General features: G+C 44.1%; 13 protein-coding genes. All 13 read right to left on the bottom strand.

Annotated elements, in window-relative coordinates; all coding sequences use genetic code 11:
- Positions 1-3 precede the first annotated feature (3 nt).
- Complete coding sequence (spoIVFB, locus tag RAC86_RS26135; RefSeq protein ID WP_072566629.1) at positions 4-870, bottom strand: stage IV sporulation intramembrane metalloprotease SpoIVFB; 867 nt, start codon at positions 868-870, stop codon at positions 4-6.
- Positions 863-1657 (bottom strand): stage IV sporulation protein SpoIVFA, encoded by a 795-nt coding sequence (gene spoIVFA, locus RAC86_RS26130; protein ID WP_014114652.1) that lies wholly within the window; start codon positions 1655-1657, stop codon positions 863-865. Before spoIVFA ends, spoIVFB begins: the two co-directional genes overlap by 8 nt.
- Before the next feature lie 148 nt (positions 1658-1805).
- Complete coding sequence (minD, locus tag RAC86_RS26125; protein WP_014114654.1) at positions 1806-2612, bottom strand: septum site-determining protein MinD; 807 nt, start codon at positions 2610-2612, stop codon at positions 1806-1808.
- 1 nt (position 2613) lies between these two features.
- Positions 2614-3294, bottom strand: a complete 681-nt coding sequence (gene minC, locus RAC86_RS26120) for a septum site-determining protein MinC (protein WP_003222613.1) — start codon at positions 3292-3294, stop codon at positions 2614-2616.
- Positions 3295-3346: 52 nt separating this feature from the next.
- Positions 3347-3865: a rod shape-determining protein MreD gene (gene mreD / locus RAC86_RS26115; protein ID WP_014114655.1), complete on the bottom strand. Its 519-nt coding sequence runs from the start codon at positions 3863-3865 to the stop codon at positions 3347-3349.
- Complete coding sequence (mreC, locus tag RAC86_RS26110; RefSeq protein WP_003222609.1) at positions 3862-4734, bottom strand: rod shape-determining protein MreC; 873 nt, start codon at positions 4732-4734, stop codon at positions 3862-3864. The genes mreD and mreC overlap by 4 nt, the downstream gene beginning before the upstream one ends.
- Positions 4735-4764: 30 nt before the next feature.
- Entirely contained in the window at positions 4765-5778 is a 1014-nt protein-coding gene (mreB, locus tag RAC86_RS26105; protein WP_014114656.1) for a cell shape-determining protein MreB, read from the bottom strand.
- Positions 5779-5869: 91 nt separating this feature from the next.
- Entirely contained in the window at positions 5870-6565 is a 696-nt protein-coding gene (radC, locus tag RAC86_RS26100) for a RadC family protein (protein WP_041521028.1), read from the bottom strand.
- A 36-nt stretch (positions 6566-6601) separates the two neighbouring features.
- Positions 6602-7171, bottom strand: coding sequence for a Maf family nucleotide pyrophosphatase (locus RAC86_RS26095; protein ID WP_014114658.1), 570 nt, complete (start codon positions 7169-7171; stop codon positions 6602-6604).
- 151 nt (positions 7172-7322) lie between these two features.
- The gene (gene spoIIB, locus RAC86_RS26090; protein ID WP_072566630.1) at positions 7323-8321 is read right to left on the bottom strand and encodes a stage II sporulation protein SpoIIB; all 999 of its coding nucleotides are present in this window, start codon (positions 8319-8321) and stop codon (positions 7323-7325) included.
- Positions 8322-8454: 133 nt separating this feature from the next.
- Positions 8455-9201, bottom strand: a complete 747-nt coding sequence (locus tag RAC86_RS26085) for a prepilin peptidase (protein ID WP_061186692.1) — start codon at positions 9199-9201, stop codon at positions 8455-8457.
- 136 nt (positions 9202-9337) lie between these two features.
- Positions 9338-10630, bottom strand: coding sequence for a bifunctional folylpolyglutamate synthase/dihydrofolate synthase (locus tag RAC86_RS26080; RefSeq protein WP_072566631.1), 1293 nt, complete (start codon positions 10628-10630; stop codon positions 9338-9340).
- 59 nt (positions 10631-10689) lie between these two features.
- Positions 10690-13332, bottom strand: a complete 2643-nt coding sequence (gene valS / locus RAC86_RS26075) for a valine--tRNA ligase (RefSeq protein ID WP_072566632.1) — start codon at positions 13330-13332, stop codon at positions 10690-10692.
- Positions 13333-13458: the final 126 nt, after the last annotated feature.

Here is a 13458-nt window from a genome sequence, read left to right as displayed (position 1 = left end):
ATTTTAGTAAGGCAGCAGCAGTTCCTCCATGGAGGAATTCGTCCGCTTATCGGCAAAGTAAGCGTGGAGCACTTCATTCTCGTCAAGCTGGCTCAGCTTTTGGCCTGATTTCTCTATGATAATCGGGTGTTTACAGCCACGTTTGAACTCGGCCATCACATGATAGACTTTATCCTCTGCCTTTACTGTCAGCGGCAGCAGTTTTTCAAGCTCACGGTTTTTTCCGTAATACCTTTCAAGGAGAAATCTCACATGGATATAATGCCTTTGCCTGTATTCCTCAAACAAAGAAACAGCCAGAAAGACAAACAAAACCCATGCGCTGATTTGCAGAGGAATCACAAATAAAACCCAGCACCCGAGCAGCAGGCAGAAGCAGAGCGACGTTTTTAAATTGAGCCGGTGAGCCTTTTGAAAAGGCATCTGCTTGGAAAACAGCAAAAAAAACAGTTTTCCGCCATCAAGCGGCCAGATCGGCAGCAGATTCACAAATAAAATAGAAAGATTATAAAAGGTGAAGAGTTCAAAGGTATGCTGATGAATCACTGAGAATTCTGCAAGCATCCAGGCAGCAAGCTGAAGCCAGAGGTGCTGAAGAGGGCCGGCAATAATCACTGCAAACTCTTCCTTTAACGGCCGATTTCCGTGTTCTTCCACTTCCACCGTTCCGCCAAACGGCAACAAAAATACACGCTTGATTCTCCAGGAAAAAAACACGGCCAGAGCAGCATGCCCCAGCTCATGGACCAGTACAATCAGGAGCAGACATAATAATGCTTTTATATGGCCTGTGAGCAGTCCCAGCGCCGCGATAATCCATAGAAAAGGATGTACATGAATCTTCAAGATAAGGTCAAGCCATTTATTCAAATGAAATCACCTGAATCGGATCAATAAATTTATCGCCGTCTTTCATGGCAAAATAATAGACCCCTTTATTATGATCATCAAGTTTAATTGAGCCGAGCTTTTTTCCTTTATCTACAAAATCATATAAAGCAACATCCACATCTTTGAGCTCGCCATAAATACTATAGGTATTGTCAGCATGCTGCACCTTAACTGTCAGTCCCGTCTGGCTGTCTTTGCTGACTTCAATTACATAGCCTTCTTTTATGCTATCAATTTTATCGCTGCTTGTTTCGACTTTAATCCCTTCCCCGTTGTCCTGAAAATCCTGCTGCACTTTCCCGGATGCAGGCGCGACCAGGTCTTGGCCCACTTCAACCTGCTGTTCTTTATTTTTATGTTCAGGAGCCAGAAAAGCGAGCGGATTGCCAAATTTCGTTTCAAACCAATGGCTTGCTGAGGCAAATTGAAATTCAGTTTCGAAAGTTTTGGCAACGGCGGGTTTAATCTGGCTGACGGGCCCAATGTTTGTTTTATAGGCTATGGCGGAAACAAGAACAAGACAGGCCGACAGAAGACATTTCAGGATAATTGAATCTGTTTTAACCAAAGGGTGTTTTCCGTTGAATGTTGAAATGTTATCTTCATAGACCGGTAGAGTTCCGTGCTTTTCCTGGTCCGTTACCATTACCCAAGACGGGGGTTTCTGCTTTTCAGAAACTGTCTGAGTAGAGAAACGTTTTGAGCCGGAAAGCTGTTTTCTTCTTTTCTCTAATCGTTTTCTGATTTCATCTGCTCTGTGACTCATTGCCATCATCCTTTGCATTCGTTGGGTTTGTACATCATATGTCTTGTCCATGGCAAATATTCGATTTAGTCAAGCACAAAGCAGACAAAAACAAAAAAACCTGACACAGCAATTGCTTTGTCAGATTCTTCTCTTCGATTCTATCACATTAAGATCTTACTCCGAAAAATGATTTAATCTTAGCCATCATTCCTTTGTTTTGCTCTTCAAGCAACTGTAAAGGAACCGATTCACCTAAGATGCGGCGAGCAATATTGCGATATGCAATGGAAGCGCGGTTTTTCGGGTCCATTGCAATCGGTTCGCCATGGTTGGAAGCTTTAATGACTTCATCATCATCAGCCACGATTCCGAGCAAATCGATCGACAAATGCTGTACGATTTCGTCGATATCCATCGTGTCACCGTTTTTCATCAGGTGATTTCTGATTCTGTTTACAACGAGCCGCGGCGGTTCAATATTTTCCTCTTGCTCCAGCAGCCCTATAATACGGTCAGCATCACGAACAGCTGAGATTTCAGGCGTTGTAACCACAATCGCTTTATCAGCTCCGGAAACGGCATTTTTGTATCCTTGCTCAATTCCGGCAGGACAGTCTATGATGACATAGTCAAATTCCTGTTTGAGCTCTTGGACCATATTTTTAATTTGTTCAGGAACAACGGCTGTCTTATCACTCGTTTGAGCAGCGGGCATTAAATAGAGCAGATCATCGAAACGTTTGTCTTTTACGAGCGCCTGATGCATTTTGCACCTTCCCTCTACAACGTCTACAAGATCGTAAATAATTCTATTTTCAAGACCCATTACAACATCAAGGTTGCGCAGTCCTATATCAGTATCTACTAAACATACTCGCTTCCCTAAAATGGCTAAGGCGGTACCGAGGTTCGCAGATGTTGTCGTTTTACCTACTCCGCCTTTTCCCGAAGTTATTACGATAGCCTCACCCAATTCACATTCCTCCCTCAAGCCTTGTTAGATCAGGTCTTAAATGAGCCAAATGTTGAAGGCGTTCAATGACCATATTTCCGTCTGTATCTAAATAAGCACATTCCATTTCGTTCCCTTTTTGAATGTGGTCTGGGGAGCGATTTAACACGTGATTGATTCTTAATTGTGTCGGCAGCATTTCAGAGGCGGCGATGACCGCTTGATTATTTCCGTTGAATCCGGCGTGCGCGATTCCTTTCAGTGAGCCCAGAACAAAAATGTTCCCTCCGGCCATGACTGTTCCGCCGGGATTCACGTCACCGATCAGGAGCAAGTCGCCTTTCACCTGCAGCACCTGGCCTGAACGGACAATTTTTGAAACAGAAATAATTTCAGCTTCCTCTTTCATACGCTGTGCTTCTTTTTTAGTAATGACTTCACTGTCAATAGAATGAACAAACAAATCTTTCTTTGACGCAATCAATTCGGTCAGCTGTTCCTCTTGCTCCTTATATAAAAAGCGATTTCCCAGCTTAACATGGACGCTGATTTTCTGGCCTTTTCCATCCGTATATTGTTCAATTGACAGCATATTCTGAAGACCATCGAGAAGCTCATCAAAAGAACACGCATCATCCAGATGCAATGTTAATCCATTCTTTGTTCCTTTTATTGTTACATATTGCTGCTTTTTGGTCTTCACAATATTCACCTCAACAACATACTCATTTCGTCAAAAAAAGATAAAATCCTTTTTACTCATCTCTCAATTCTTTCTTTAGACTCATAAAAAACAATCTAAATGGCAGAACCAGAATAAGAGCGGCTACAATATTTAATAAAATTGTCGGTATAAACCGGTCAAGCACAAACCCGTTAAACGTCATGATGTCTTTATGAATCAACGACTGAATGCCGAATACGTAAAATTCGAGCACGCTGACAGCGAGAACTGCTATCAATATCACCACAAATGCGTTTGTATGAAGCACTTTAAACGCTTTTGAAGCTAAATAGCATAACCCGGCAAAACCAAACATATAAACGCCTAATAGACTTGTATAGTTCATATCATATAGAAGGCCAAAAATAAATCCGTAAATCATTGCGTGTTTTTGATTGATGAAAGCCGACATAAATATCAGTACAAGCATCAGAAAACGCGGGGCAAGCACCTGATCATCAGTAACGAACGGAAAATGCACCAGATCGGTAAAAATGCTTTCCGCAGAAAAAACAAGCATCATAACGAAAGGGAGAAGGAAACGTTTCACGATCCTTCCTCCTCTGTATCGACAGTCGGCACATCACGGTTAACAACGATCACATTATTTAAATCGGTAAGGTCAGCAGCAGGTTTTACATAAGCAACTTTCGTTAATCCGTAGGAATCTGACTCGATATCAGTCACTTCACCGATTGTCAGCCCTTCTGGGAAAACACCGCCTGTGCCTGATGTTTCAATAAGATCGCCTTTTTTCACGTCTTGTTTATCCTTGCGCTCAATAATGGTCATCTTAAGACGTTTTTTCTCTTTGTCATATCCTTCGATCAGGCCGTAGCCTTTGCTGCCTTTTTTTCCGGAAATTTTCGTCGCGACTCTGTTATTGCGGTCAGTATCACTTAAAAGCTGAACAGTAGACGTAAAATTGTTAAGACCGGAGCTTTTGATCTTGCCGATTAATGCGCCTTTTTCGTTTGTTACAGCCATATCTTTCGCTACGTTTTGCTGAGTCCCCTTATTAATGGTGACTTGTTTCGCCCAATTATCAGGACTTCTGGCAATGACTGTCGCTAAAATCGGCTTGTAATCTTTAATCGATTTGACATGGCCAAGCTCGTCACGCAAGGATTTGTTTTCTTCTTCAAGTTCTTGAAGCTTGGCTTCATATTGTGTCTGTCCGTCAAGCTTCTCTCTCAGACGCTCGTTTTCTTTGTATGTGTTTTTTAAATCATTAATGTTCTCAAATATCCCTGCAAAAAATTCGGCAGGCGTATGAAAAATATTTTGAAATACTCCCGTCGTATCGCCGATCACTTTCTCAGGCCAGGTGGTATTGCGGCCGCCCTTCAGCGAAAAACCAATCATAGCCACCAATATGATAATACACAGAAGTAATAGCATTAACCGTTTATTCGGCATCGTGTTACACCTCTTCTATTGAACTCCCGATTATCTAGTTTTCCCTTTGAAAAGATGGATGTGCTCCAGTGCTTTCCCTGTTCCGATCGCTACACAATCAAGCGGGTCTTCGGCGATAAGGACCGGCATTTTCGTTTCTTCACTGATGACTTTGTCTAAATTGCGAAGAAGCGCTCCGCCGCCGGTTAACACAATACCTCTGTCCATAATATCTGCTGCAAGCTCAGGCGGTGTTTTTTCAAGTGTGCTCTTCACTGCTTCGACAATTGTAGATACAGTGTCGCGCAATGCGTTAGAAATTTCTTTTCCTGTAATTTCGATTGTTTTCGGCAGACCTGTCAGTAAATCGCGTCCGCGGATTTCCATTTTATCGGAATCTTCAGGAGCTTCTGCAGATCCGATCTCCATTTTAATCGCTTCAGCCGTACGGTCACCGATCATCAGGTTGTACGTTTTTCTGATGTAGTTGATAATCGCATCATCCATCTCATCACCGGCTACGCGGATCGATTGAGACGTTACAATGCCTCCGAGGGAAATAATCGCAACCTCTGTCGTACCGCCTCCGATATCGACAACCATGCTTCCAGTCGGTTCCCAAACTGGCAGATTGGCTCCGATTGCTGCGGCAAACGGCTCTTCAATCGGATACGCGTCACGCGCTCCTGCCTGTCTTGTCGCATCAATGACAGCGCGTTCCTCAACAGCCGTAATGCCTGAAGGGACACAAACCATCACATATGGTTTTCTGGCAAACATGCCTTTATTTTTAATGGCCTGATTGATGTAATATTTCATCATCGTCGCCGTTGTTTCATAATCAGCGATAACGCCGTCTTTCATCGGGCGAAGTGCCACCACGTTGCCCGGTGTCCGTCCGATCATATTTTTCGCATCATTTCCGACAGCAACAATCGACTTCGTATCCGTTTGCAAAGCGACAACTGACGGCTCTCTCACAACAATTCCTTTTCCTTTTACAAAAACAAGCGTATTCGCAGTTCCAAGATCTATACCAAGGTCTCTTGCACCAATTCCAAACATATGTATGTATCTTCCTTTCTTAAAGCAAAAATACCCTAAAGGGAAAAACTCATAAACTCTATTATAGCTTAATTCGACGAAAAAAAAAGTGTTACAAATATCCTTTTTCCTTTAAACTCACAAATTTTTTGTCCCCGATCACCAAATGGTCAAGCAGCTCAATGCCAATCAGGTTTCCGCATTCAAACAGCCGTCTTGTCACTTCAATATCTTCCCTGCTCGGCGTCGGATCTCCAGAAGGATGATTATGAACACAGATAAAGGAAGCGGCAGATCGTTTAAACGCTTCTTTAAACACCTCTCGCGGATGGACAATAGATGAATTCAGACTTCCGATAAATACAGTGCGTTTATGGATGACTTGGTTTTTTGTATTTAAGTATAAACAGACAAAATGCTCCTGGGTTAAAAAGCGCATATCCTCCATGACAAGATTTGCGCCGTCTTCCGGGGAGCGAATGACGAAATGTTCTTCGTTGGCTAATTTATGAATACGGCTTCCAAGCTCTACTGCGGCCAGGATTTGGACCGCTTTTACCATACCGATTCCCCGGATGCTCGACAGCTCTTCAACCGATGCTTCTTTCAGCAATCGAAGTCCGTCAAAAGAGCGAAGCAACCGGTTTGACAGATCCATAACAGATTCGTGTTTAGTGCCTGTCCGCAATAATATAGCCAATAGTTCATGATTCGCTAAGTTCTCGGCTCCGACTTTCAGGAGCCGTTCTCTTGGCTTTTCTTTCGTTGGGAAATCTTTGAGTTTCAATGGCAGATCGTGTATGATCAAGCACTCCTTTTCTTTCCCTTCCCGTTTATAGAACCGTCATGCCTTTATATCAAAATGGCGAAGAACTCTCATCGTTTTTGATATAGGAAGGCCCATGACTGAATAATAATCTCCGTCTATTTTCTTTACAAAAAGCGCGCCTCTTCCTTGGATGCCGTATGCACCTGCTTTATCCATCGGCTCTTTTGTTTCTATATAAGTCCAAATCTCTTCTTCACTGAGGGGCCAAAACGTAACTTCTGTCTTATCATAAAAAGTCTCGCTGTGATTTTCGGCTTGTATGCTGACCGCGGTAATTACTGAATGACTTCGGCCTGAAAGCCTCCGCAGCATAGAAGCAGCTTCTTCTTGATCTTTCGGTTTGCCGAGGCATTCGCCGTCCAGGCATACCATTGTATCAGCGCCGATAACGATTGCATGCGGGTGGAGATCAGCTACAGCCTTAGCTTTTTGTTTTGCCAACCATTGGACGTTTTCTTCAGGTGAAAAGTTTCGATTTAATTTTTCCTCTACTTCACTGACAATAATGGAGTAGGGCAGCTGGAGAAGATCGAGGAGTTCTTTCCTGCGCGGAGATTGTGATGCAAGTATTAGCGGCTTAGTCATGTTCGTCATCCTTTCAGGGTTTGCTTAAGAAAAAAAGATACTCGTTTATCCTACCAAATCACGAGGCTTGTCACAATTTCAGAAAAATAACTTTTTCATGACAAAATAAAAAAAGCCTGTCACTAAAGGACGAAGGCTCAGGCACTTTCTCTTATTTAATGACGGCTAATAGCTGCTGCTGAGCCTTCCACCCGGCTTCAGCATTTGGGTCCTCTAATTCCTTTAATGCCTGCAAAATCGCTTTTTTCTCTCCTGCTTCTGATGCTTCTGTTTCACCAAGCGACTTTTCTATTTTCTCTACACTCGCTTTTGTAATGTCTTCGCCGAGAATCGCCTTTGCTGCAAGCTCCGCTGTTTCCTTGAAGGAATCTGTCATATCTGACTCTATTGATAAGGAAAGCTCCTTGCCTCCCCAAGCTTCAAAATCGCTGTCGATTAAAAGCTGCCCTAACTGCTGTGACACGTCCTTATCACTGGCTAAGCCTGCGATGACATACGTGTACCCGTCATCCTTTGACAGCGACACGGCGGAATAACCTTTTTCAGTCAGTTGTTCTGTTAACGTTTCGGCACCCTTTTCATTTGAGAATTTTCCGGCTTGTACAGCGTACGTTTTATATGTACCTTCAGTTTGTGCCGCCTGTTTTTCTGCGCCTGAGCTTTGTTTATCAGCAGAAGTATCTCCGGCTTTTGCCGTTTGGCTGCCCAGGGAATCATCTAAAGAGGCTGGTGCTGCCGCTTCTTTATTGCCCGAGATGTTCAACGCGAATAAGCCTAATCCGGTGCCTATGACAGCTGCAAAGGCAATCGTCGCCGCCACTCTTTTTACCGGTTTGGCCGCCCCGGCCTTTCCTTTTGCATACAGCTTTGTTTTTTTCTTTTGATAAGGCGGAACGACTTTTGGATCCTCTTTAAACACCTTGTCCTCTTCTGAATCCCAGTTAAATTCATCTTCATCGGGATGTTCATGGGAAGCTGCGACCTCCTGTTCTGCCTTTCTCTTTTCCTCCCAATTTGAAAATGTCATGTTTTTATCCGTCTCAGTCTCAGGCGTTTCTTGTTCGTAAACCGTCTCTTCTTTTCCATTAATCGTCACCTTGAGGGCTTTTTCTGCGGCTTTACTGTTTTTTTTATTCTTCCTTTTTTTCAATTCCGCTTCCTCCCTTCATTTGCTTGACCGTTCTTGTCGGCTTTTCATGCTACACACTTTAGCACAGGCGAAAAAAAAAAGAACAAGACTTTTGTCGTCTTGTCCAAAAAACGTTCGTCAAATTTTTCAGCGGTCAGCCCAATGCCATTTTCATATAAAAAGAAATAATAGAGTCACCGTATAAATAGGCTAAAATGCTCCCTGCCGCAATTGCGGGGGCAAAGGGAAGCGGCTGCCTTTTGGCGAGTCTTCCAGTCAGGACAGCTGCCGCTCCATACAATGCACCTATCAAAACAGAAAAGAAAAAGGCAGCTGCCAGCATTTTCACACCAAGCATAAAGCCAATCACCGCAAATAATTTAATATCTCCTCCCCCTATTCCTCCATGGGTGATTGCGGCAATTAAGGACAGGAAAAGAAATCCGGCGGCCGCACCTAACAGGCTGGCATACCAGGAATCAAGCGGAGAAATCAATCTTGCTGCCGCCAAAAAGGGAAGAAAGAAAATCAATATTCGATTTGGAATCAGCATAAAATGAATATCTGTCACTACAACAATGATGAGAAGAGAGATAAATACAACAGCAGGCAATAGTTCCGGAGATGAGCCAAAGCGTATTCCTGCGGCGGCAAATAAACACGCTGTCACAAGCTCTGCCGCGGGATACATAAAAGAAATTCTACGTCCGCAGCTTTTACATTTGCCCTTTTGGAAAAGGAATGACAGGATGGGAATTAATTCTGCCGCGGTTAATGTCCGCCGGCAAAACGAGCATGCCGAACGGGGCGTGATAATGGATATATGCAAGGGGATACGGCACCCGGCCGTATAATAAAATGAACCAAGGATCAGCCCGAGGAGAAAAAGAATGGGAAGCATAGACAACACACCTTTACAAGATACTGGTATGGATTGTAGCAGAGTGAGCGGGCTGAACTCTAATCGGGAATATTCAATTTTACACATAAAAACCCCGGCAGAATCTCATTTTCGATACTGCCAGGGCTGGACGCCTTTACTTCAACCTTTTGCGAATGTCAGAAATAAAATAGAGTGATCCGGTAATCAGCACAATTTCATTTGAGCCCTTTTTGCTTTCTATGAATTCGAGCACATCGCCCGGATCTTCACTCCAGCTTTTATTGCTGATTTCACTTGCATCATAGAGATCTTTTGCAAGAGAAGCACGCGGGAAATCAAAAGAAGCAAAATGAATCGCATGCGCTATGGTTTCCAGTCTCTTAATCATGTTTTGATACGGTTTGTCCTTTAATGCGCTAAACACCACAGAAATGCGGGAATCAGGGAAACGCTGTTTCATCGTTTCCGCCAGATTTTCAACACCTTCTTCGTTATGCGCACCGTCTAAGTATACCGGCGGATGTTCCTGAACAAGCTCTAACCGCCCCGGCCAAACAGCCTTTACAAGTCCGCTTCTTAACGCCTCATCACTGATACGGGCAATGGTCTCTCTATTAAGCCACTCAGCAGCCAAAATGGACAAAGCCGCATTTTGTCTTTGATGTGTGCCGATCAGAGATGTCCGAATATCTTCATAACACTTCTCAGCCGTTTTGAATGAAAACTGCTCTCCGGCAGGCAGAGCCTCTTCATTGAAAATAACACATGTATCATGTAATGACTGGAACGGCGCAGCATGTCGTTCAGCCTCATGACGAATAACCTGTAAGGCTTCCGGCTGAGTAACCGCTGTAACAATTGGAATACCTTCTTTAATAATTCCGGCCTTTTCCCCAGCAATTTCTTCAATGGTGTTTCCCAAAATGTTCATATGGTCGTGTCCGATGCTTGTGATTACAGTTAAAAGCGGTTCAACTACATTCGTAGAGTCGAATCTCCCGCCCAGACCTGTTTCAAAAATAACAAAGTCGACCTTATGAAACTCTGCAAAATATAAAAATGCACACGCCGTCATAATTTCAAATTCTGTCGGCTGTCCGTATTCCGTTTGATCAAGCGCTTCAACGTGCGGTTTCATCTGATTGACGAGTGCTGTCCATTCCTCATCTGAAATCGGTGTCCCGTTTACGCTGATCCGTTCATTAAACGTAATGATATAAGGTGACGTAAACGTTCCTACCGTATATCCGGCTTCTTGCAGCATAGAACGGATAAAAGCCACAGTTGATCCTTTACCGTTTGTTCCTGCGACGTGGAACGCGCGGATTTTCTTTTCAGGATGCCCTAACCGCGCCATCAGCTGCTCCATTCGGCCGAGTCCGGGCTTCACTCCGAATTTCAGCCGCCCGTGAATCCAGCTGCGCGCTTCTTCATATGCAGTAAACAATGATAATCCCCTCTTTTATAAGACAAGGCGGTTTCTCTAGAAACCGCCCCGGCTTTTCATTAGCCCTTCAGCTCAGCCATTCGTTTTTGAACAGCGTCACGCTTTGCCACATAATCTTTTTCTTTTTCACGTTCTTCATCAATTACGTGCGCAGGCGCTTTTTTCATAAATCCTTCATTTCCAAGTTTCTTTTGGACGCGCTCGACTTCTTTCGTCAGCTTATCGAATTCTTTTTGCAGACGGGCAATTTCTTCATCAATATTAATTAAGCCTTCAAGCGGAAGAATAACCTCCGCTCCTGAGACAACGGCCGTCATCGCTTTATCAACAGCCTCGATATCCGTGCCAATTTTTAGCACGCTCGGATTCGTAAAGCGTTCAACATATGAACGGTTCGCTTCGAGACGGGCTGCAATTTCGTCTGTGCTTGTTTTAATATACAGTTCAACCTGCTTGCTCATTGGCGTATTGACTTCACTGCGGATATTACGCACGGAACGGATCAGCTCAACAAGAAGTTTCATGTCAGCTGCCGCTTCAGTATCAGTATGCTCCGGTACGACAACAGGCCATTGACTTACTGTAATCGACTCCCCTTGATGAGGAAGGTGCTGCCAAATTTCCTCCGTTAAGAATGGCATAAACGGATGGAGCAGGCGCATCGTTTGATCCAGTACGTAAGCAAGGATAGAACGGGTTGTTTTCTTAGCCGCTTCGTCTTCTCCGTAAAGCGGAAGCTTCGCCATTTCAATATACCAATCACAGAAATCGTCCCAAATAAAGTTATACAAATGGCGTCCGACTTCACCAAATTCATATCGATCAGCAAGCTGAGTCACATGCTCAATCGTTTCATTTAATCGCGTTAAAATCCACTTATCAGCTACTGATTTTTCGCCTGACAGATCAAGCTCATCGTATGTCATGCCGTCCATGTTCATTAATGCAAAACGGGAGGCATTCCAAATTTTATTGGCAAAATTCCAAGTCGATTCCACTTTTTCATAGCTGAAGCGCAGATCTTGGCCAGGAGAGCTTCCAGTCGCAAGGAAATAACGCAGAGAATCGGCTCCGTACTTGTCAATGACATCCATCGGATCGACACCGTTGCCAAGAGATTTACTCATTTTCCGGCCTTGCTCATCACGGATTAAGCCATGGATTAAAACATCTTTGAACGGGCGCTCGCCTGTAAATTCAATGCCTTGGAAAATCATACGTGACACCCAGAAGAAAATGATGTCGTACCCTGTCACGAGAACGTCTGTCGGATAGTAGCGTTTAAAGTCTTCAGCCGTTACATCAGGCCAGCCCATAGTGGAGAAAGGCCAGAGCGCAGAGCTGAACCATGTATCCAGTACGTCTGTATCCTGTTCCCAATTTTCGCTGTCCTTAGGCGCTTCAAGCCCGACATATAGCTCACCTGTTTCTTTATGATACCAAGCAGGAATGCGGTGGCCCCACCACAACTGACGGGAAATACACCAGTCGCGGATGTTTTCCATCCAGTGTAAATACGTTTTTTCGAAACGGTCAGGCACAAAATTGACTTTTTCTTCTTTCTTTTGCAACTCAATCGCTTCATCAGCAAGCGGCTGCATGCGCACAAACCATTGGGTAGAAAGATAAGGCTCAACTACAGCCCCGCTTCGTTCACTATGGCCGACAGAATGCATATGATCCTCAATTTTGAAGAGGACTCCCGCCTCCTGTAAATCTTTTACGAGCTTTTTGCGGCATTCAAAACGATCCATACCTTGGTAATGCAGGGCATTTTCATTCATTGTTCCGTCTTCATTCATGACAAGAATGCGTTCTAAATTGTGGCGGTTGCCAAGCTCGAAGTCGTTCGGATCATGGGCAGGCGTAATTTTCACCGCACCTGAACCAAATTCCATATCAACGTAGTCATCACCGACAATCGGAATTTCACGATTTACAATCGGCAGGATCACCGTTTTTCCGATAAGATGCTTATAGCGCTCATCTTCAGGATGAACGGCAACAGCTGTATCACCGAGCATCGTTTCAGGACGTGTCGTTGCAATTTCAATTGAACCTGAACCGTCAGCGAGCGGATAGCTCATATGATAGAACGCACCTTGAACATCCTTGTAAATGACCTCAATGTCGGATAGAGCTGTTTTTGTCGCAGGGTCCCAGTTAATAATATATTCGCCTCTGTAGATCAGGCCCTTTTCATAAAGCTTAACGAATACTTCGCGAACCGCTTTGCTTAAGCCTTCATCCAGCGTAAAACGTTCACGGGAATAATCAAGGCCAAGGCCTAATTTCGCCCACTGGCTGCGAATAAAGTCAGCATACTCTTCCTTCCACTTCCACGTTTCTTCGAGGAATTTCTCGCGGCCAAGATCATATCGGGATTTGCCCTCTTCACGAAGTTTCGCTTCCACTTTAGCCTGTGTCGCAATGCCGGCGTGGTCCATACCCGGAAGCCACAGTACATCATAACCCTGCATGCGTTTCATTCTTGTTACAATATCTTGCAGCGTTGTGTCCCACGCGTGGCCAAGGTGAAGTCTTCCTGTTACGTTTGGCGGCGGAATGACTACAGAATATGGCTCTTTTGTCTGGTCACTGCCTGCTTCAAAAAATTTACCTTTTAGCCAAAAATCATATCGGTCTTTTTCAACCGCTGCCGGATCGTATTTCGTCGGCATTGTTTGTTCATTCGTTTCCATCATAACCCTCCAGCATGTTTAAAAATGGCTGAGAACAAAAAAAGAGCTCTTCATCCCTGTAAAAGGACGAAAAGCTCTTTCGCGGTACCACCTTTTTTCATGAACTCTATCAGTTCATGCACTTAC

This window comes from Bacillus sp. LR_5 (genome assembly GCF_042709275.1).
This window is presented reverse-complemented; position numbering and strand designations above follow the sequence as displayed.